A 19,567-nucleotide genomic window follows, 5' to 3' on the forward strand; every position below is an offset into this window, starting at 1 on the left:
GGACTTCACGCCGGGTGCGGCTGATACACTCGAACGATCATGTTCATCGCGCGCACGCACATCAAAGGGTCGAACGACCGGGGAGCCTGGCCCTGGCGTCGCTGGACCACTGCTGCCGTTTGATGACACCGACGGGGGGCTGATGAGCCCGACCGGCGGTGGCCTGATTCCCGAGGCGCGCCGCTCACCCCATTTCCTGTTCCGGTGAATGCGCGCGCCCTTGCCCCAAGGGTTTGACGTGATGATCACCGAACTTGAATTCCATAGCCTGGCCGCCCAAGGCTACAACCGCATCCCGCTGATCAGCGAGGCTTTCGCGGATCTCGAAACTCCCCTCTCGCTGTACCTGAAGCTCTGCAGCTCGGGCCGCGGCTCCGGCCGCAACAGCTTCCTGCTGGAGTCCGTCGTCGGCGGCGAGCGCTTCGGCCGCTACTCCTTCATCGGCCTGCCGGCCCGCACCGTGCTGAAGAGCCACGGCTCGCGCACCGAAGTGTTCCAGGACGGCCGCATCATCGAGACGCACGAGGGTAATCCGCTCGACTTCATCGAGGCCTACCAGCAACGCTTCCGCGTCGCAATGCGACCCGGCATGCCGCGCTTCTGCGGCGGACTGGCTGGTTACTTCGGTTACGACGCGGTGCGCTACATCGAACCGAAGCTGGCCAAGACCGAGAAGAGCGGCGGCCTCGACACGCCCGACGTGATGCTGCTGCAGTGCGAGGAGCTGGCCGTCATCGACAACCTATCGGGCCGGCTCTACCTGATCGTCTACGCCGATCCCGGCCAGCCCGAGGCCTACTTCCGCGCGAAGAAGCGCCTGACCGAGCTGCGCGACAAGCTCGCCTACAGCGTGGCCGCGCCGCAGGTGAAGCGCGGCCAGTCGCACCCGGTGCAGCGCGATTTCGCCAAGGCCGACTACGAGGCCGCGGTGCTCGCGGCCAAGGAGTACATCGCCGCCGGCGACTGCATGCAGGTCGTCATCGGGCAGCGCCTGTCCAAGCGCTACACCGAGTCGCCGCTGAGCCTGTACCGCGCGCTGCGTTCGCTGAACCCCAGCCCCTACATGTACTTCTACGACATGGGCGACTTCCAGATCGTCGGCGCCTCGCCGGAGATCCTGGTGCGCCACGAGCGGACCGAGGGTGGCGAGCAGCAGGTCACGATCCGCCCGCTGGCTGGCACGCGCCCGCGCGGCGCCACGCCGGCGCTGGACCATGCGCTCGAGGCCGAGCTGAAGGCCGATCCGAAGGAGCGCGCCGAGCATCTGATGCTGATCGACCTGGCGCGCAACGACATCGGCCGCATCGCCAAGACCGGCACGGTCGAGGTGACCGACGCCTTCGCCGTGGAGCGTTACTCGCACGTGATGCACATCGTGTCCAACGTCGAGGGCACCCTGCGCGAAGGCCTGTCCAACATGGACATTCTGCGCGCCTCCTTCCCCGCCGGCACGCTCAGCGGCGCGCCGAAGATCCGCGCGATGGAAATCATCGACGAGCTGGAGCCGGTCAAGCGCGGCGTCTACGGCGGCGCCTGCGGCTACCTCAGCTTCGCCGGCGACATGGACCTGGCCATCGCCATCCGCACGGGCGTCCTGCAAGACCAGACGCTGTACGTCTCCGCCGCCGCGGGCATCGTCGCGGACTCGATCCCCGAGATGGAATGGAAAGAAACCGAGGCGAAGGCACGAGCGCTGATTCGCGCTGCTGAACTGGTTGAGGAGGGCTTCTAAATGCTGCTGATGATCGACAACTACGACAGCTTCACCTTCAACCTGGTGCAGTACTTCGGCGAACTCGGCGCGGACGTGAAGGTCGTGCGCAACGACGAGATCACGATCGGCGAGATCGAGGCGCTGAAGCCCGATCACCTGGTGTTCTCGCCCGGCCCCTGCTCGCCGAACGAGGCGGGCATCTGCGTGCCGGCGATCCGGCACTTCGCGGGCAAGCTGCCGATCCTCGGCGTGTGCCTGGGCCATCAGAGCATCGGCGCGGCGCTGGGCGGGAAGATCATCCGCGCGAAGACGCAGATGCACGGCAAGGCCAGCACGATCTCGACCGACGAGAAGGGCGTGTTCAAGGGCCTGCCCGGCGATTTCAGCGTGATCCGCTACCACTCGCTGGTGATCGAGGAAGCCACGATGCCGGCTGAGCTGGAGATCAGTGCGCGCAGCGAAGACGGCGAGATCATGGGCGTGCGCCACAAGGCCTACGCCGGAACCGCCACGCCGCTGGAGGGCGTGCAGTTCCACCCCGAATCCATCCTGTCCGAGCATGGCCACGCCATGCTCAAGAACTTCCTGGAGCTGGCGCTGTGATGAGCAACAACAAGATCATTGACCTGCGGAGCGACACCGTCACGCAGCCGACGAAGGCGATGCGCGCCGCGATGATGGACGCGCCGCTCGGCGACGACGTGTTCGGCGACGACCCGAGCATCAACGCGCTGCAGTCGGCCCTGGCCGAGCGGCTCGGCTTCGAGGCGGGCCTGTTCATGGCCAGCGGCACGCAGAGCAATCTCTGCGGGCTGATGACCCACTGCCAGCGTGGCGACGAGTACATCGTCGGCCAGTTCGCCCACACCTACCGCTGGGAGGGCGGCGGCGCCGCGGTGCTGGGCTCGATCCAGCCGCAGCCGCTGAACCACCAGCTCGACGGCAGCCTGGCCCTGGCCGACATCGAGGCCAACATCAAGCCCAACGACGCGCACTTCGCGAAGACGCGGCTGCTCACGCTGGAGAACACGATCGGCGGCAAGGTGCTGCCGCTGGCCTACCTGGCGGACGCGTCGGCGTTGGCGCAGAAGCACGGCCTGGCGCGGCACCTGGACGGCGCGCGGCTGTTCAACGCGGCGGTGGCGGCCGGAGGTGATCCGTACCTGGCTGTGCGCGACATCACGCGCCACTTCGACAGCGTCTCGGTCTGCTTCTCCAAGGGCCTCGGCGCTCCGGTCGGCTCGGTGCTGCTGGGCACGAAGGACTTCATCCAGCAGGCGCGCCGCTGGCGCAAGATGACCGGCGGCGGCATGCGCCAGGCCGGCTTCCTGGCCGCCGCGGCGCACCACGCGCTGGACCATCACGTGGCCCGCCTCGCCGACGACCATGCCTTGGCCAAGCGGCTCGCCGAAGGCCTGCAGGGCCTGCCGGGCCTGACCGTGGAAGCGCCGCAGACGAACATCGTCTTCGCCGACCTGGTCGGCCCGAAGGCGCCCGGCCTGATGGACCACCTGAAATCGCGCGGCGTGCTCGCCACCGGCCTGTACCGGCTGCGCTTCGTCACCCATCTGGACGTCGATGCCGAGGGTGTCGACCGCGCGGTCCGCGCCGTCCGCGACTACCTGGAGGCTTGAAGCCATGGCCATCACCGATTCCGAAGCGCTGACCCGCGTCATCGAGCACCGCGAGATCTTCCACGACGAGATGCTGGCGCTGATGCACCGCATCATGGGCGGCGAGATGTCGCCGGTGATCGCGGCGGGCCTGCTGATGGGCCTGCGCGTCAAGAAGGAGACCATCGGCGAGATCACCGCCGCCGCGCAGGTGATGCGCGAGCTGTCGAACAAGGTGCCGGTGCCGCCGCATCCGAACCTGGTGGACGTCGTCGGCACCGGTGGCGACGGCGCGCACACCTTCAATATCTCCACCTGCTCGATGTTCGTCGCCGCGGCGGCCGGCGCGCAGGTGGCCAAGCACGGTGGGCGCAGCGTGTCGAGCAAGACCGGCAGCGCCGACGTGCTGGAGGCGCTGGGCGCCAACATCATGCTGACGCCGGCCCAGGTGGCCGAGAGCGTCAAGGCCTGCGGTATCGGCTTCATGTTCGCGCCCAACCATCACCCGGCGATGAAGAACATCGCCCCGGTGCGCCGCGAACTGGGCGTGCGCACGATCTTCAACATCCTGGGCCCGCTGACCAACCCGGCCGGCGCGACCAACATCCTGATGGGCGTGTTCCACCCCGACCTGGTCGGCATCCAGGTGCGCGTGATGCAGCGCCTGGGCGCCGAACATGCCGTGGTCGTCTACGGCAAGGACGGCATGGACGAGGTCTCGCTGGGCGCCGCCACGATGGTCGGCGAGCTGAAGAACGGCGAGGTGCGCGAGTACGAGATCCATCCGGAAGACTTCGGCCTGGCGATGGTCAGCAACCGCAGCCTGAAGGTGAGCGGGCCGGACGAGTCCAAGGCCATGCTGCTCGGCGCGCTCGACAACGAGGCCACCGCCGCGCGCGACATCGTGATCCTGAACGCCGGTGCCACGCTCTACGCGGGCAATGTGGCCGACTCGATCGCCGACGGCATCGCGCTGGCCCGCGAGGCCATCGCCAGCGGCAAGGCACGGGCCAAGCTCGACCAGTTCGTGACGGTGACGCGGGGCTTCTGATGACCGACATCCTGAACAAGATCGTCGAGGTCAAGCGCGAGGAAGTCGCCGCGGCGCGCCGGCATCGCTCGCTGGCCAGCGTCCGCGACGAGGCCGAGGGCCGGCACGATGTGCGCGGCTTCGAGGCCTCGCTGCGCGCGAAGATCGCCGCGGGCCAGGCCGGCGTGATCGCCGAGATCAAGAAGGCCAGCCCCAGCAAGGGCGTGATCCGGCCCGACTTCCAGCCCGCAGCCATCGCGGAAAGCTACGCCAAGCACGACGCCGCCTGTTTGAGCGTGCTGACCGACGAGCGCTTCTTCCAGGGCTCGATCGACTATCTGCAGCAGGCGCGCGCCGCCTGCGAGCTGCCGGTGCTGCGCAAGGACTTCATGATCGACGAGTACCAGGTCTTCGAGGCCCGGGCGATCGGCGCCGACTGCATCCTGCTGATCGCCGCCTGCCTGGACGACGCGCAGATGGCCGACCTCGAGGCGGTGGCGCATGCGCTGAAGCTGGGCGTGCTGGTCGAGGTCCACGACGGCGAGGAACTGGAACGCGCGCTGAAGCACACGAAGACGCCGCTGGTCGGCATCAACAACCGCAACCTGCGAACCTTCGAGGTGAGCCTGCAGACCAGCATCGGCCTGCTGCCCAAGGTGCCGGCGGACCGGCTGCTGGTGACCGAATCCGGCATCGTGACGAAGGACGACGTGCAGCGCATGCGCGCGGCGGACGTGAACGCCTTCCTCGTGGGCGAGACCTTCATGCGCGCGCCGGATCCGGGCGCGGCGCTGGCCGGGCTGTTCGCCGGATGAACTTCCACGTCGATGCCGGCTGGCAGCCAGTGCTGGACGCCTGGCGCGCGAGCACTGAGGGGAAGCGGCTGCTGGCCTACCTCGCCGAGCGCGAGGCCGCCGGCGCGACGATCTACCCGCCTGACCCGCTGCGCGCGCTGCGGCTGACCCCGCTGGCCGACACGCGGGTCGTGATCCTGGGCCAGGACCCGTACCACGGCCCCGGCCAGGCCGAGGGCCTGGCCTTCTCGGTGCAGCCCGATCTGCACAAGCTCCCGCCCAGCCTGAAGAACATCTTCAAGGAATTGCAGCGCGACCTCGGCCAGCAGCCACCAATGAACGGCCACCTCGGCGCCTGGGCCGAACGCGGCGTGCTGCTGCTGAACACCAGCCTGACCGTGGAGGATGGCCAGCCGGCCAGCCATGCCAAGCGCGGCTGGGAGGCACTGACCGACGCCTTGATCGCCGCAGCCGCCGCCGATCCCACGCCCAAGGTCTTCATGCTGTGGGGTGCCCACGCACAGGCCAAGGCGCCGTTGATCGAAGGGCATGGCCACCTGGTCCTGCAGTCGAACCACCCCTCGCCGCTGTCGGCCTCGCGGCCGCCGGTGCCGTTCATCGGCAACGGGCATTTCTCGACGGCCGCCCATTGGCTGGCCGAAAAGGGACGGGCGATCGATTTCGGTCTGTGACAGGATAAGAGCGCAAATGAAAACGGCCACCGCGAGGTGGCCGTTTTCATTTGGCAGAGGGCGGTGCTGCGATCAGTCCTTGATCTGCGACTTGTGCAGGCCCAGTGCCGCTAGCGTGCAGGCGGCGCCCGAGAGCAGGTAGATGCTCAGGTAGGCCAGGCCGAAGTGGGCCGACAGGCCCAGGGCCACCAGCGGTGCGAAGGCAGCGCCGATCAGCCAGCCGAGATCGGAGGTCAGTGCCGCGCCGGTGTAGCGGAAGCGCGGGCCGAAGTTGGCCGAGGTGGCACCGGCCGCCTGGCCATAGGACAGGCCCAGCAGCGCGAAGCCGATCAGGATGAACAGGTTCTCGCCCAGGCCGCCGGCGTTCAGCAAGGTCGGCGCGAAGCCGCTGTACACGGCGATCAGGATGGCCAGCGCGCCCAGCGTGCTGCGGCGACCGAAGCGGTCGGCGATCCAGCCGGAGGCCAGGGTGCCGACGATGCCCAGCACGCCGCCGATCAGCTCGATCCTCAGCACGTCGTTGATCGGCTGCGTCGCGTGCAAGGTGATCCAGGACAGCGGGAACAGCGTCACCAGGTGGAACAGCGCATAGCTGGCCAGCGCGGCGAAGGCACCAATCAGCACGTTGGAGCCGCGGTTGGCAATCAGTTCCTTCACCGGCACCGGCTCCAGCTGGTTCTGCTCCAGCAGCACGTCGTACTCGTTGGTGACGACCAGGCGCAGGCGGGCGAACAGCGCCACCACGTTGATCGCGAAGGCCACGTAGAACGGGTAGCGCCAGCCCCAGTCCATGAAGTCGGCGCTTTCCAGGTTCGAGTGCAGGAACAGGAACAGAGCGGCGGCGATGATGAAGCCGATCGGCGCGCCCATCTGCGGCACCATCGCGTACCAGCCGCGGCGCTTCTCGGGTGCGTTCAGCGCCAGCAGCGAGGGCAGGCCGTCCCAGGAGCCGCCCAGGGCGACGCCCTGGAAGCAGCGCAGGATCGACAGCAGGGCGATGGCCCAGGGGCCGATGTGCTCGTAACCCGGCAGGAAGGCGATGCCGGCTGTGGAAAAGCCCAGCAGGAAGAGGGCGGCCGTCAGCTTGACGCCACGCCCCCAGCGCCGCTGAATCGCCATGAACAGCACGGTGCCCAGCGGGCGGGTGATGAAGGCCAGCGCGAAGATCGCGAAGGACCACAGCGTGCCTTCCAGGCGGAGTTCGAACGGAAAGAAGATTTCCGGGAACACCAGCACCGAGGCGATGCCATAGACGAAATAGTCGAAATACTCGGAGGCGCGGCCGATGATCACGCCGACGGCAATCTCGCTGGGCTTGATGCCGTCATGGGCGGTATGGGCGCGCGTTTCGCGCTCCATATCGCGCGGCGACAGGTTGTGGTCGTGGCTGATGCTGGACATCGTGCTTGCTCGCGTTTAACTTCCGAATCCGGTTTTCCGGTCTTTGCAGATCTTCAGGTTCGCAGGATCGCACTGGTCGGCCGTGGATGCCATAGGACAAAACGTCCAATACCCTAACGGCCAGCTTGAGCGTAGATTCTGCTCGCCTCCCTGAAAACGCCCAAGTCATTTCCCAGCAAGCCTGTATGAAGACACTCCGCAGCCTGGCGCTGTTGTTGCCTATTGCCCTGTCGGCTCTGCTGGCGGGCTGCAACACCGTCGTCCTGAACCCGTCCGGCGACATCGCCGCCCAGCAGGCCAAGCTGGTGGTGCAGTCCACCGTGCTGATGCTGCTGATCGTCGTGCCGGTGATCGCGCTGACACTGTGGTTCGCCTGGCGCTTCCGCGCCTCGAACAAGCAGGCCGATTACCGCCCCGACTGGGATCACTCGACCCAGCTCGAGCTGATCATCTGGGCCGCGCCGCTGCTGATCATCATCGCGCTGGGCGCGCTGACCTGGATCAGCACCCACACGATGGACCCGTACCGCGCGCTCAAGCGCATCGATGCCGAGCGCCGCGTCGCCGCCGACGTGAAGCCGCTGGAGGTCGAAGTGGTGGCGCTCGACTGGAAGTGGCTGTTCATCTATCCCGAGCAGGGCATTGCGCTGGTCAACGAGATGGCCGCACCGGTGGATCGCCCGATCCATTTCAAGCTGACCGCGTCCTCGGTGATGAACGCCTTCTACGTGCCCGAGCTGGCCGGCATGATCTACGCGATGCCCGGCATGCAGACGCAGCTGCACGCGGTGATCAACAAGCCCGGCAACTTCGAGGGCTTCTCGTCGAACTACAGCGGCGCCGGCTTCTCGCACATGCGCTTCCGTTTCCTGGGCCTGAGCAACGCCGATTTCGACGCCTGGGTCGAGAAGAACAAGACGGAAGGCGCCGGCAACGCGCTGTCGCGCGACGCCTACCTGAAGCTGGCCCAGCCGAGCGAGAAGGAGCCCGTGCGCCGCTACGCCTCGGTGGACAAGAACCTGTACCAGGCGATCTACGACCGCTGCGTCGAGGCCAACAAGATGTGCACCAGCGAGATGATGGCCATCGACGCCAACGGCGGCATCGGCGGCGCGCCGGGCGCCTACAACCTCGCCTCGATGGACGAGGCGACGCGCCGGCGCCTGGGCATCAGCGAGCTGCGTACCGGCGAGAAGGGCCGCACCTACGTGGCCGCGCTGTGCACGCCGGCCAACCCGCAGGGGATCACCCCGCCGCAGAAGGTCTCGGCTGCTGATGAAGCGCCGGCGACCCGCCAGCAATAACCCGCCCAAGAATGACCATGGACTTCCAGACGCTCCTGCTCGGCCGACTCGGCTGGGACGCGATCCCCTTCCACGAGCCGATCCTGCTCGTCACCTTCGCCATGGTGGCGCTGGGCGGCACCGTGGTGGTGGGCGCGCTGACCTACTTCAAGCTGTGGGGTTACCTGTGGCGCGAGTGGTTCACCAGCATCGACCACAAGAAGATCGGCATCATGTACATGGTGCTGGGCATCATCATGCTGCTGCGCGGCTTCGCCGACGCCGCGATGATGCGGATGCAGCAGGCGATCTCGTTCGGCGACAACGCCGGCGTGCTGCCGCCGCACCACTACGACCAGATCTTCACCGCCCACGGCGTGATCATGATCTTCTTCGTGGCGATGCCGCTGGTCACGGGCCTGATGAACTACGTCGTGCCGCTGCAGATCGGCGCGCGCGACGTGGCCTTCCCCTTCCTGAACAACTTCAGCTTCTGGATGACGACGTCCGGCGCGGTGCTGGTGATGATGTCGCTGTTCGTCGGCGAGTTCGCGCGCACCGGCTGGCTGGCCTATCCGCCGCTGTCGGGCATCCTGGCGAGCCCCGACGTGGGCGTGGACTACTACATCTGGTCGCTGCAGATCGCCGGTATCGGCACCCTGCTGTCGGGCGTGAACCTGCTGGTGACCATCGTCAAGATGCGCGCGCCGGGCATGGGCCTGATGCGCATGCCGGTGTTCACCTGGACCGCGCTGTGCACCAACACGCTGATCATCGCCGCCTTCCCGGTGCTGACGGCCGTGCTGGCCCTGCTCTCGCTGGACCGCTACGTCGGCACGAACTTCTTCTCGAACGACTTCGGCGGCAACGCCATGATGTACGTGAACCTGATCTGGATCTGGGGTCACCCCGAGGTCTACATCCTGGTTCTGCCGGTGTTCGGCGTGTTCTCCGAAGTGGTGGCCACCTTCTCGTCCAAGCGCCTGTTCGGCTACGCGTCGATGGTCTACGCGACGCTGGTGATCACGATCCTGTCCTACCTCGTCTGGTTGCACCACTTCTTCACGATGGGCAGCGGCGCGAGCGTGAACAGCTTCTTCGGCATCACGACGATGATCATCTCGATCCCGACCGGGGCGAAGATCTTCAACTGGCTGTTCACGATGTACCGCGGCCGCATCCGCTTCGAGGTGCCGATGCTGTGGACGGTGGGCTTCATGGTGACCTTCGTGATCGGCGGCATGACCGGCGTGCTGCTGGCCGTGCCCCCGGCGGACTTCGTGCTGCACAACAGCCTGTTCCTGATCGCCCACTTCCACAACGTGATCATCGGCGGCGTGCTGTTCGGCCTGATGGCGGGCATCAACTACTGGTTCCCCAAGGCCTTCGGCTTCAAGCTCAATGATTTCTGGGGCCGCTGCTCGTTCTGGTTCTGGCAGATCGGCTTCTGGTTCGCCTTCGCGCCGCTGTACGTGCTGGGCCTGATGGGCGTCACGCGCCGGCTGAGCCACTTCGAGGATCCGTCGCTGCAGATCTGGTTCCAGATCGCTGCCTTCGGCGCCTTCCTGATCGCGCTGGGCATCGGCAGCTTCCTGATCCAGCTCTACGTCAGCATCCGCGACCGCGAAAAGCTCAAGGACGTGACCGGCGACCCGTGGGACGGCCGCACGCTGGAGTGGTCCACCTCCTCGCCGCCGCCGAACTACAACTTCGCGTTCACCCCGGTCGTGCATGACAGCGACGCCTGGTGGGACATGAAGAAGGCCGGCTACCAGCGCCCGACGAGCGGCTTCATCGACATCCACATGCCGAAGAACACCGGCGCCGGCATCATCCTGGCGGGCCTGTCCACCGTGTTCGGCTTCGCGATGATCTGGCACATGTGGCTGATCGCCGGCGTCTTCTTCGCCGCGACGCTGATCGCCACGATCGTCCACACCTTCAACTACAAGCGCGACTATCACATCCATGCGGACGAGGTCGTCCGCACTGAAGACGAGCGCACAAGGATGCTGGCAGCATGAGCACCACCACCGTCAACACCGCCGCCGCGCCCACGGGCAGCGAGCGCTTCTACCTGAAGGAAGAGCATCACGTCGAGAACGGCACCCTGCTCGGGTTCTGGCTCTACCTGATGAGCGACTGCCTGATCTTCGCCTGCCTGTTCGCCGTCTACGGCGTGCTGGGCCGCAGCTATGCGGCGGGCCCATCGGGCGCCGACCTGTTCGACCTGCCGCTGGTGGCGCTGAACACCTCGATGCTGCTGTTCTCGTCCATCACCTACGGCTTCTCGGTGCTGGAGATGCAGAAGAACCGCGTCAAGCCGATGCTGTTCTGGCTGGCGGTGACGGGCCTGTTCGGCGCGGCCTTCCTGTTCTTCGAGCTGTACGAGTTCGCGCACCTGATCCATGAAGGTGCCGGCCCGCAGCGCAGCGCCTTCCTGTCGAGCTTCTTCACGCTGGTCGGCACGCACGGCCTGCACGTCACCTTCGGCATCGTCTGGCTGATCGTGCTGATGGTGCAGGTGGGCAAGTTCGGCCTGACGAACGCCAACCGCCGCCGCCTGTACTGCCTGTCGCTGTTCTGGCACTTCCTGGACGTCGTCTGGATCGGCGTGTTCACCTTTGTCTACCTGATGGGATCGATGGCATGAGCGCGAACCACCACAACGAGCACGGCCACGCCGACGGCCATGAGGACTATGGCTTCGAGGTGCCGCACAGCAGCTTCAAGGGTTACGTCACCGGCTTCATCCTGTCGGTGATCCTGACGGCGATCCCCTTCTGGCTGGTGATGGCCAAGGTCTTCGACAAGCCCAGCACCACGGCGCTGGTGTGCGTGCTCTTCGGCGCGGTGCAGATCGTGGTCCACATGATCTATTTCCTGCACATGAGCACGAAGAGCGAAGGCGGCTGGTCGATGCTGGCGCTGATCTTCACCGTGGTGATCGTCGTGATCACGCTGTCGGGTTCGATCTGGGTCATGTATCACATGAACGCGAACATGATGCCGACGATGTCGCCGGCCGACATGAAGAACATGCCCTGACCGCGCTCGCAGTGAGAGGCAAAAAACGAGGAGCGGTGCTGGCTTTGCTGGCGCTGCTCTTTTTCATTTTCGTGGTGCTGTGCGTCTGGCAGGTCGAGCGGCAGGCGTGGAAGCTGGCGCTGATCGACAAGGTCGAGCAGCGCGTGCATGCGGCGCCGGTGGCCTTGCCGGCGAGCTTCGGCGACGACGAATACCTGCACGTGCGCGTGGCCGGGCGCTACCGCTACGACGCTCAGGTCTTCACCCAGGCGGTGACCGAGAAGGGCGCGGGCTTCTGGGTGATGACGCCGCTGGCGCTGGCCGACGGCACGAGCTTGCTGGTCAACCGCGGCTTCGTGCCGCCGGAATCGCGAGAGGCGGTGAAGGCCGGGCCCGAGGGTGGCGTGCAGCTCACCGGCCTGCTGCGGGTCAGCGAGCCGGGTGGTGGTTTCCTGCGCAAGAACGATCCTGCGGGTGGGCGCTGGTTCTCGCGCGATGTCGCGGCGATCGCCGTGCAGCAGGGGCTGCAGAACGTCCGCTCCGAGCGCTTCCTCGATCTCGATGCCGGCGCAGCCTTGCCCATCGGCGGCCTCACCGTCATCAGCTTCCACAACAGCCACCTCGTCTATGCGCTCACCTGGGCAGGCCTGGCGCTGATGTGCCTGGTCGGGGCCGCGGTCGTCTTGCGGCAACAATCCGCGGATGCCTGATTCGGATCTCAAGACCACCGGCTTCAAGAACATGCAGCAGCTGATCCAGCTCCGCTGGGTCGCGGTGCTGGGCCAGTTCGTCACGATCGAGCTGGCCTATCGCGGGCTCGACATCCCGCTGCCGATCGACCTGATGCAGGTCGTGCTCGGCTGCCTGGTGGCCTTCAACGGCGCGAGCCTGCTGCGCTGGCACGGCCAGCGCGAGGTCAGCAACACCGAGCTGCTGCTAGCGCTGGGTGTGGACGTGGCTCTGCTGACGGCCCAGCTCTACCTCAGCGGCGGCGCCAGCAACCCATTCGTGTTCCTCTACCTGCTGCAGGTGATCCTCGGCGCAGTGCTGTTGGAGGCAGCGTCGACCTGGATCCTCGTGGGCCTCACCAGCCTGTGCTTCGCCGGCCTGGCGCTGTTCGCCGAGCCGCTGCCCCTGCCACAGGACCTGGCGATCGGTTTCGCCAGCCCCTATGTGGAAGGCCTGTTCATCTGCTTCGTGCTCAGCGCCGGCCTGCTGGTCTTCATGATCACGCGGATCACGCGCAACCTGCGCCAGCGCGACGAGCGCCTGGCCGGCCTGCGCCAGCGCGCGGCGGAGGAGGAGCACATCGTCCGCATGGGCCTGCTCGCCTCCGGCGCGGCGCACGAGCTGGGCACGCCGCTGTCCACCCTGGCCGTGATCCTGGGCGACTGGCGGCGCATGCCGGCCTTCCGCTCCGACCCCGAACTGATCCAGGAAGTGGCCGAGATGCAGGCCCAAGTGCTGCGCTGCAAGGCCATCGTCAGCGGCATCCTGATGTCGGCTGGCGAAGCGCGCGGCGAGGGCTCGGCACGCACGACCGTGCGCGAGTTCATCGACGGCCTGGTGCACGAATGGCGCGGCACCCGTGCCGTCGGGACTTTCCGTTATGACAACCGCTTCGGCGACGACCTGCCGATGGCGGCGGACTCGACCGTCAAGCAGATGATCTGCAACGTGCTGGACAATGCGCAGGAGGCCTCGCCGCGCTGGCTGTCCGTCGAGGTGACGCGCCAGGACGAAGCGCTGGTGCTCGCGGTGACCGATGCCGGCCCCGGTTTCCCGCCGGAGATGCTGGCCGCGCTGGGCAAGCCCTACCAGTCCAGCAAGGGACGGCCCGGCGGCGGCCTGGGGCTGTTCCTGGTGATGAACGTGGCGCGCACCTTGGGCGGCACGGTGACGGCGCGAAACCGCGCCGATGGCACCGGCGCGGTCGTCACGATCACGCTGCCGCTGGCCTCGCTGACCCTGGAACCGGACCAAGATGGATGACGCCGCAGACGAACCCCGCCACCTGCTGATCGTCGAGGACGATGCCGCCTTCGCGCGCACCTTGGCGCGTTCGTTCGAGCGCCGCGGCTACCTCGTCCAGCTCGCTGCCAGCCGCGACGAGCTTGACGGCGTGCTCGCCAAGCAGACGCCCGGCTACGCCGTTGTCGACCTGAAGCTCAACGGCGAGGCCTCGGGCCTGGCCTGCGTGCAGGCGCTGCATGAGCACGACCCGGCCATGCTGATCGTCGTGCTGACCGGCTTCGCCAGCATCGCTACCGCCGTCGAGGCGATCAAGCTCGGCGCCTGCCACTACCTCGCCAAGCCCTCGAACACCGACGACATCGAGGCCGCCTTCGGCCGCGCCGAGGGCACGACCGAGGTCGAGCTGACGAACCGCTCCTCGTCGATCAAGACGCTCGAATGGGAGCGCATCCACGAAACCCTGGCCGAGACCGGTTTCAACATCTCCGAGACCGCCCGCCGCCTGGGCATGCACCGCCGCACCCTGGCACGAAAACTCGGCAAGCAGCAGGTGAAGTAGCCCTCCGGTCTACGGGCTGCTACCAATCGCATACATGGTTCTAAATTGGTATGGTTCGATCCAGAACCATGCGAACTGGCCCGCGTCTCCGGAATGAATCAAAAGTAAAGTGTTGACAAGGGCGGCCCGGCCATTGACGGTGCGTCGAGTCTGGTACTAAACTGGTATTAACTTACGCGATTCAATGGATACAGTCGTTCTCTCTTCCCAAGACGCTTTGGCTGCCGGACCGCGCTACCTGATCGGCGTGGACGGCGGCGGTACCGGCACCCGGGTGCGCCTGGCCGACATCGACGGCCGCCTGCTGGGCCAGGGCGAAGCCGGGCCTTCCGCGCTGGGCCAGGGCGCCGAGCAGGCCTGGCGCCACGTCAGCCAGGCGGTCGCCGCCGCGGCGGCGCAGGCCGGCATCGACCAGCTCGACCCGGCGCAGTGCGCGATCGGTCTCGGGCTCTCCGGCGTCAGCATCCAGGCGCAGGCTCAGAAGTTCCTCGACACCCAACCGGGCTACGCGCTGCTGGCGCTGGACAGCGATGGCTGGACCACGGTGCTTGGCGCCCATGGCGGCCAGCCGGGTCTGGTGATCGCCGCCGGCACCGGCGCGATCGGCGAGGCGCTGCGGCGCGACGGCTCCCGCGCCGTCAGCAGCGGTTGGGGCTGGATCGGCGGCGACGAAGGCAGCGGCTGCTGGCTGGGCCTGAAGGCGATCGCTCATGTGCAGGAAACGCTGGACGGCCGCGCCGCCGAAGGCGCGCTGGCGCGGGCCGTGATGGCCGTCGCCGGCAGCGATCGCGTGAGCATCCTGGCCTGGAAGGCCGCGGCCGGGCAGACCGGCTTCGCCGCGCTGGCGCCGCTGGTCTTCGAGACGGCCGAGGCCGATCCGCTGGCCGCGCGCTTCGTGGCCGAGGCCTCGGCCGAGCTGCAGAAGCTGGCCGCCGCGCTGGACCCGCAGGGCGAACTGCCGCTGGCGCTCAGCGGCAGCATCGCCCGCCGCTTGGAAGCGCATTTCCCCGCCGCGCTGCGCGGGCGCTGCGTGCCGGTGCAGGGCGATTCGGCCACCGGCGGCCTGCTGCTGGCGCGCCAGGCGCTGGCCGAGAAGAGAACCCAGGGACGACAACAATGACGACCAAGCTGCCCTTCGAATTCAAGCCCGACGAGAAGGAATCGTCGCCGCTGTACATGCAGCTCGCCCAGAAGCTGGCGCAGGCGATCCGCGATGGCCACTACCAGGCCGACGAGGCGCTGCCGTCCGAGCGGGTGCTCAGCGAATCGCTGGATCTCTCGCGCGTGACGGCGCGCAAGGCGATCGACCGGCTGGTCGAGCAGGGCCTGATCATCCGCAAGCGCGGCTCGGGCAACTACATCGCGCCCAAGCTGGAGCAGCCGCTGTCGCGCCTGACCAGCTTTTCCGAGGAGCTGCAGCAGCGCGGCTTCAAGCCCAGCTCGCGCTGGCTGACGCGCGGCTTCTCGATGGCGGCGCCGGACGAGCAGCTGTCGCTGGGCCTGAAGACCGGCGAACGCGTGGCGCGGCTGGAGCGGCTGCGCCTGGCCGATTCGGTCGTGATGGCCTACGAGGTCAGCGTGCTGCCGGAATCGGTGCTGCCGGATCCGCATGCGGTCGCGTCCTCGCTGTACGAACACCTGTCCGCCAACGGTGGCGCGCCGGTGCGGGCGCTGCAGCACATCCGCGCGATCAACGCCGAGCCCAAGCTGGCCTCGCTGCTGGAAGTCCCGGTGGGCCAGGCGGTGCTGTTCATCACGCGGGTCGGCTACCTCGAATCGGGCCATGCTGTCGAACTGACGCACTCGTACTGCCGCAGCGACTACTACGACTTCGTCGCCGAGATGCGGCGGGAATGATGGCCGCACAGGCGAGCGGTCATGTGCTGACGCCGCAGGGCTTCGTCCGCGGCAGGCTGGCACACGAGCAGGGTCGGATCGTGGCCATCGAGGGCACGCCGGTCAGCGAAGCCGAGGCGCGAAGCGGCGAGCTGCCGCTGATCCTGCCCGGCTTCATCGACTGCCACGTTCATGGCGGCGGCGGGCGCGACACGATGGAGGGCGGCGACGCCGCCGCGACGATCGCCCGCATGCATGCCCGCCACGGCACGACCTCGATGCTGGCGACGACGATGACCGCGCCACTGGCGGAGATCCAGGCCGCGCTGGCGGCGCTGGGCCCGGTCTGCCGCGAGCGCGTGCCCGGTGCGGCCCGCGTGCTGGGCGTGCATCTGGAAGGCCCGTACATCAACCCCGGCAAGCTCGGTGCGCAGCCGGACTTCGCCAAGCCGGCCAGCCTCGCTGAGGTGCATGCGCTGCACGCGCTGGCGCCGATCCGGCTGATCACCTTGGCGCCCGAGCTGCCCGGCAACCTGGAGTTGATCGCCGAGCTGCGCGCCGCGGGCTTCCGCGTGCAGATCGGCCACACGGCCGGCAGCTACGAGGACGGCGTCGCCGCGCTGGAGCGCGGTGCCGGCGGCTTCACCCATCTGTTCAACGCGATGACCGGCCTGCATCACCGCAAGCCCGGCATGGCCGGCGCCGCGCTGGCCCACGCGCAGTACGCCGAGCTGATCCCGGACCTGCTGCATGTGCATCCCGGCGCCGTGCGCGTGGCGCTGCGCGCGATCCCCTGCCTGTTCTGCGTGACCGACTCGACGGCCGCCGCCGGCATGCCCGATGGCGACTACCAGCTCGGCCGCCAGACGGTCACCAAGTGCATGGGCGGTGTGCGCCTGGCCGACGGCACTCTGGCCGGCAGCACGCTGACGATGGACCAGGCGCTGCGCAACCTGGTGCTGGAACTGGGGCTGCCGCTGGCGGACGCCTCGCGCCGCGTGTCGACCCACGCGGCGGACTACCTGGGCCTGGAAGACCGCGGGCGCCTTGCCGTTGGCGCGTGGGCTGATTTTGTCGTTGTGGACCCGCGTGAGCTGCAGTTGCAGCGCGTGGTCGCTGAAGGAGAAGAAGTTGACCTCGAAGATGTATGAAGAAGCACTGAGCGCACCGGCCGCCGTCGCGCGGCAACTGTCGCTGGACGGCGATGCCTACGCGGCGCTCGGCGCCTCGCTGCGCGACGTGCCGCCGGCCTCGCTGCTGACGATCGCCCGCGGCAGCTCCGACCACGCCTCGCAGTACATGGCCTACCTGATCATGGCGCGGCTGGGCCGGCTGGTGACCTCGCTGCCGATGTCGCTGGTGACGCTGTACCAGTCGAAGATCCATGCCGAGGGCCTGGTGTCCTTCGCGTTCTCGCAGTCCGGTCAGAGCCCGGACCTGGTGGCGCCCACGCAGTTCCTGCGCGAGAACGGCGCCCGCACGGTGGCCTTCGTCAATGCCGGCGGCTCGCCGCTGGCCGCCGCCTCGCAGTTCGTGTTCCCGCTGCACTCGGGCCCGGAGCAAAGCGTGGCCGCGACCAAGAGCTATATCGCGCAGCTGGTGGCGGGCGCCCGCGTCGTGGCCGCCTGGTCGGAAGACCCGGACCTGGCCGCCGCGCTGCAGGATCTGCCCAAGGTGCTGGAGCAGGCCGCCCAGCAGGACTGGTCCGCCGCCGTCGAGGTGCTGAAGGGGGCCGACAAGCTCTTCGTGATCGGCCGCGGCATGGGCCTGCCGATCGCGATGGAAGCGGCGCTGAAGTTCAAGGAGACCTGCGGCATCCAGGCCGAGGCCTTCTCCGGCGCCGAGGTGAAGCACGGCCCGATGGCGCTGGTGGACGAAGGCTATCCGATGCTGGTGTTCGCACCGCGCGGCCCCGCGCAGGCGGGCCTGCTGGCGTTGGCCGAGGAAATGCGAGGCCGCGGCGCCCGCGTGCTGCTCGCCGCACCGGCCGGCACGCCCGGCGCCGAGCTGGCGCTCTCGACCACCGGCAATGAGGACCTGGACCCGATCGCCGTCGTGCAGAGCTTCTACCCGATGGTCGAGGCGCTGGCCCGTGCGCGCGGCCTGAACCCCGATCAGCCCCGTCACCTCAACAAGGTCACGAAGACCCACTGACATGGACAACGCATTCCATCCCGGCCAGCTGGTGATGGTCGACATCCCGGGCACCTCGCTCGATGCCGACACCGCCGAGTTCCTGCGCGCCAACAAGATCCGCGCCGTCTGCCTGTTCCGCAAGAACCTCGGCAGCGAGGACGAGATCCGCCAGCTCACCCGCGACCTGCGCGCGGCGATGGGCGAGCGCGCGCTGATCGGCATCGACCAGGAGGGCGGCTCGGTGATCCGCGCGCTGAGCGTGCCGCAGGCGCCGGCCGCGATGGCGCTGGGCGCGATCGACGACGAAGCCACGGCCGAGGCGGTGGGCGCCGCGGTGGCGCGGGGTCTGCGCTTCCTGGGCATCAACTGGAACTTCGCGCCGGTGCTGGACATCAACAACAACCCGGCCAATCCGGTGATCGGCGAGCGCAGCTTCGGCGAGGATGCCGAGCGCGTGACGCGCCTGGCTCACGCCTGGATGCGCGGATCGCTGCGCGAAGGCGTGGCCTGCTGCGTCAAGCACTTCCCCGGCCATGGCGACACGCACGTCGATTCGCACCACGCGCTGCCCACGGTCGACAAGACGCTGGAGGCGCTGGAGGCGCTGGAGCTGAAGCCCTTCCGCGCGCTGGCCCAGGTGGCGCCGGCCATGATGACGGCGCACATCGTCTACCCGCAGATCGATCCCGAGCACCCGGCCACGCTCAGCAAGCCCATCCTCGGCGAGCTGCTGCGCAAGAGCATCGGCTACCAGGGCGTCGTCATCACCGACGCGCTGATGATGAAGGCCGTGTTCGACCGCTTCGGCTACGCCCGCGCCTCGGTGCTGGCGCTGCAGGCCGGCGCCGACATGCCGCTGGCCCAGGGCAGCAAGGAAGAACAGAAGGTGGTGCTGGAAGCGATCGCGAACGGCCTGGCCGACGGCAGTTTGAGCCAGGAGGCACTGCTGACGGCCCGCGTGCGCCTGGACACGCTGGCCGAGGCCTATCCGCTCACCCAGACCGCCTACGCCGCCGAGCAGCGCGCCGCGGACGACGCGCTGATGCATGCCACCTGGGCGCGGGCCCTGTGCGCGCTGGGCGGCGCCAAGGCCCCCGCGCCGGGCCGGGCGCTGCGCGTGATCACGCAGGCCTCGGTGATCAGCGACGGCGTGTCCGAAGCCGGTCTGCCGGTCGAGCGCGTGCAGGCGCTCTTCGCGAGCTTTGCCGACGTCGAGCTGTTGCAACTGCCCAGCCTCACGCAGATGCAGCCCGGCGACGTGCCCCGCGATGGCCGCCTCAACGTGCTGGTGTCCAACCAGCGCAAGCGCTACGCCAAGGCGGCGGGCGGCGCGGCGATCGACCTGCACCTGGCCATCTGGAATCCCTTCCAGGTGCTGGACCTGCCGGTACCGGCCGTGATCACCTGGGGCTATGCGGACGGCGCGATGGCCGCGCTGAAGGCCTGGTTGGAAGGCCGCGCCGAGGCCAATGCCCAGGCACCGGTGACGCTGAACTGACGAGTTATGT

The 19,567-nt window shown here is 68.0% G+C and carries 19 protein-coding genes; 18 read left to right on the forward strand and 1 reads right to left on the reverse strand.

All coding sequences use genetic code 11. The features are described 5' to 3' along the window. Positions 1-241 precede the first annotated feature (241 nt). From trpE to SNE35_RS11515, 6 genes are read left to right on the forward strand one after another with little or no spacing between them, the layout of a single operon-like run. On the forward strand, positions 242-1,732 hold the full coding sequence (gene trpE, locus SNE35_RS11490) for an anthranilate synthase component I (RefSeq protein ID WP_320423039.1): 1,491 nt from the start codon (positions 242-244) through the stop codon (positions 1,730-1,732). Then, positions 1,733-2,317, forward strand: coding sequence for an anthranilate synthase component II (locus tag SNE35_RS11495; protein ID WP_320423040.1), 585 nt, complete (start codon positions 1,733-1,735; stop codon positions 2,315-2,317). After that, complete coding sequence (gene ltaE, locus SNE35_RS11500) at positions 2,317-3,348, forward strand: low-specificity L-threonine aldolase (RefSeq protein WP_320423041.1); 1,032 nt, start codon at positions 2,317-2,319, stop codon at positions 3,346-3,348. The genes SNE35_RS11495 and ltaE overlap by 1 nt, the downstream gene beginning before the upstream one ends. Before the next feature lie 4 nt (positions 3,349-3,352). Next, complete coding sequence (gene trpD, locus SNE35_RS11505; RefSeq protein WP_320423042.1) at positions 3,353-4,378, forward strand: anthranilate phosphoribosyltransferase; 1,026 nt, start codon at positions 3,353-3,355, stop codon at positions 4,376-4,378. Further along, on the forward strand, positions 4,378-5,172 hold the full coding sequence (gene trpC, locus SNE35_RS11510; RefSeq protein ID WP_320423043.1) for an indole-3-glycerol phosphate synthase TrpC: 795 nt from the start codon (positions 4,378-4,380) through the stop codon (positions 5,170-5,172). The genes trpD and trpC overlap by 1 nt, the downstream gene beginning before the upstream one ends. Further along, complete coding sequence (locus tag SNE35_RS11515; protein ID WP_320423044.1) at positions 5,169-5,843, forward strand: uracil-DNA glycosylase; 675 nt, start codon at positions 5,169-5,171, stop codon at positions 5,841-5,843. The genes trpC and SNE35_RS11515 overlap by 4 nt, the downstream gene beginning before the upstream one ends. 72 nt (positions 5,844-5,915) lie before the next feature. Here SNE35_RS11515 and SNE35_RS11520 read toward each other — a convergent pair whose 3' ends face one another. Next, entirely contained in the window at positions 5,916-7,202 is a 1,287-nt protein-coding gene (locus tag SNE35_RS11520; protein WP_320423158.1) for an MFS transporter, read from the reverse strand. A gap of 227 nt (positions 7,203-7,429) precedes the next feature. Between SNE35_RS11520 and cyoA the strand changes: the two genes are divergently transcribed. From cyoA to nagZ, 12 genes are all read left to right on the forward strand, one after another. Further along, a complete protein-coding gene (gene cyoA, locus SNE35_RS11525; protein WP_320423045.1) occupies positions 7,430-8,548 on the forward strand; it encodes a ubiquinol oxidase subunit II in 1,119 nt (372 codons plus the stop codon). A gap of 17 nt (positions 8,549-8,565) precedes the next feature. Next, positions 8,566-10,551, forward strand: a complete 1,986-nt coding sequence (cyoB, locus tag SNE35_RS11530) for a cytochrome o ubiquinol oxidase subunit I (RefSeq protein ID WP_431312733.1) — start codon at positions 8,566-8,568, stop codon at positions 10,549-10,551. Beyond that, complete coding sequence (gene cyoC, locus SNE35_RS11535) at positions 10,548-11,180, forward strand: cytochrome o ubiquinol oxidase subunit III (protein ID WP_320423047.1); 633 nt, start codon at positions 10,548-10,550, stop codon at positions 11,178-11,180. Before cyoB ends, cyoC begins: the two co-directional genes overlap by 4 nt. Further along, positions 11,177-11,575: a cytochrome o ubiquinol oxidase subunit IV gene (gene cyoD, locus SNE35_RS11540; protein ID WP_320423048.1), complete on the forward strand. Its 399-nt coding sequence runs from the start codon at positions 11,177-11,179 to the stop codon at positions 11,573-11,575. The genes cyoC and cyoD overlap by 4 nt, the downstream gene beginning before the upstream one ends. Positions 11,576-11,610: 35 nt before the next feature. Further along, positions 11,611-12,264: an SURF1 family protein gene (locus tag SNE35_RS11545; protein WP_320423049.1), complete on the forward strand. Its 654-nt coding sequence runs from the start codon at positions 11,611-11,613 to the stop codon at positions 12,262-12,264. Continuing rightward, positions 12,257-13,546 carry an ATP-binding protein gene (locus SNE35_RS11550; protein WP_320423050.1) on the forward strand — a complete coding sequence of 430 codons (1,290 nt, stop codon included), beginning with the start codon at positions 12,257-12,259 and terminating at the stop codon, positions 13,544-13,546. Before SNE35_RS11545 ends, SNE35_RS11550 begins: the two co-directional genes overlap by 8 nt. Continuing rightward, a complete protein-coding gene (locus SNE35_RS11555) occupies positions 13,539-14,087 on the forward strand; it encodes a response regulator transcription factor (RefSeq protein ID WP_320423051.1) in 549 nt (182 codons plus the stop codon). The genes SNE35_RS11550 and SNE35_RS11555 overlap by 8 nt, the downstream gene beginning before the upstream one ends. 217 nt (positions 14,088-14,304) lie before the next feature. Beyond that, positions 14,305-15,207: a glucosamine kinase nucleotide-binding domain-containing protein gene (locus SNE35_RS11560; RefSeq protein WP_320423052.1), complete on the forward strand. Its 903-nt coding sequence runs from the start codon at positions 14,305-14,307 to the stop codon at positions 15,205-15,207. Then, positions 15,204-15,944 carry a GntR family transcriptional regulator gene (locus SNE35_RS11565; protein ID WP_320423053.1) on the forward strand — a complete coding sequence of 247 codons (741 nt, stop codon included), beginning with the start codon at positions 15,204-15,206 and terminating at the stop codon, positions 15,942-15,944. The genes SNE35_RS11560 and SNE35_RS11565 overlap by 4 nt, the downstream gene beginning before the upstream one ends. Continuing rightward, on the forward strand, positions 15,944-17,074 hold the full coding sequence (gene nagA / locus SNE35_RS11570) for an N-acetylglucosamine-6-phosphate deacetylase (RefSeq protein WP_320423159.1): 1,131 nt from the start codon (positions 15,944-15,946) through the stop codon (positions 17,072-17,074). Before SNE35_RS11565 ends, nagA begins: the two co-directional genes overlap by 1 nt. Further along, positions 17,067-18,077: an SIS domain-containing protein gene (locus SNE35_RS11575; protein ID WP_320423160.1), complete on the forward strand. Its 1,011-nt coding sequence runs from the start codon at positions 17,067-17,069 to the stop codon at positions 18,075-18,077. Before nagA ends, SNE35_RS11575 begins: the two co-directional genes overlap by 8 nt. A gap of 1 nt (position 18,078) precedes the next feature. Further along, positions 18,079-19,557 carry a beta-N-acetylhexosaminidase gene (gene nagZ / locus SNE35_RS11580; RefSeq protein ID WP_320423054.1) on the forward strand — a complete coding sequence of 493 codons (1,479 nt, stop codon included), beginning with the start codon at positions 18,079-18,081 and terminating at the stop codon, positions 19,555-19,557. Positions 19,558-19,567 lie beyond the last annotated feature (10 nt).

The sequence above is a fragment of the Roseateles agri genome (genome assembly GCF_034043675.1).
In the GTDB taxonomy this organism is placed as follows: Bacteria; Pseudomonadota; Gammaproteobacteria; order Burkholderiales; family Burkholderiaceae_C; genus KK5.

Bases quoted from the DNA above. Each gene is read 5' to 3' on its own strand.
- cyoB (WP_431312733.1), top strand. From the start codon at position 8,566: ATGGACTTCCAGACGCTCCTGCTCGGCCGACTCGGCTGGGACGCGATC.
- SNE35_RS11515 (WP_320423044.1), top strand. From the start codon at position 5,169: ATGAACTTCCACGTCGATGCCGGCTGGCAGCCAGTGCTGGACGCCTGG.
- ltaE (WP_320423041.1), top strand. From the start codon at position 2,317: ATGAGCAACAACAAGATCATTGACCTGCGGAGCGACACCGTCACGCAG.
- SNE35_RS11565 (WP_320423053.1), top strand. From the start codon at position 15,204: ATGACGACCAAGCTGCCCTTCGAATTCAAGCCCGACGAGAAGGAATCG.
- SNE35_RS11555 (WP_320423051.1), top strand. From the start codon at position 13,539: ATGGATGACGCCGCAGACGAACCCCGCCACCTGCTGATCGTCGAGGAC.
- trpE (WP_320423039.1), top strand. From the start codon at position 242: ATGATCACCGAACTTGAATTCCATAGCCTGGCCGCCCAAGGCTACAAC.
- trpD (WP_320423042.1), top strand. From the start codon at position 3,353: ATGGCCATCACCGATTCCGAAGCGCTGACCCGCGTCATCGAGCACCGC.
- cyoD (WP_320423048.1), top strand. From the start codon at position 11,177: ATGAGCGCGAACCACCACAACGAGCACGGCCACGCCGACGGCCATGAG.
- nagA (WP_320423159.1), top strand. From the start codon at position 15,944: ATGGCCGCACAGGCGAGCGGTCATGTGCTGACGCCGCAGGGCTTCGTC.
- SNE35_RS11575 (WP_320423160.1), top strand. From the start codon at position 17,067: ATGTATGAAGAAGCACTGAGCGCACCGGCCGCCGTCGCGCGGCAACTG.
- nagZ (WP_320423054.1), top strand. From the start codon at position 18,079: ATGGACAACGCATTCCATCCCGGCCAGCTGGTGATGGTCGACATCCCG.
- SNE35_RS11520 (WP_320423158.1), bottom strand. From the start codon at position 7,202: ATGGAGCGCGAAACGCGCGCCCATACCGCCCATGACGGCATCAAGCCC.
- cyoC (WP_320423047.1), top strand. From the start codon at position 10,548: ATGAGCACCACCACCGTCAACACCGCCGCCGCGCCCACGGGCAGCGAG.
- cyoA (WP_320423045.1), top strand. From the start codon at position 7,430: ATGAAGACACTCCGCAGCCTGGCGCTGTTGTTGCCTATTGCCCTGTCG.
- trpC (WP_320423043.1), top strand. From the start codon at position 4,378: ATGACCGACATCCTGAACAAGATCGTCGAGGTCAAGCGCGAGGAAGTC.
- SNE35_RS11550 (WP_320423050.1), top strand. From the start codon at position 12,257: ATGCCTGATTCGGATCTCAAGACCACCGGCTTCAAGAACATGCAGCAG.
- SNE35_RS11495 (WP_320423040.1), top strand. From the start codon at position 1,733: ATGCTGCTGATGATCGACAACTACGACAGCTTCACCTTCAACCTGGTG.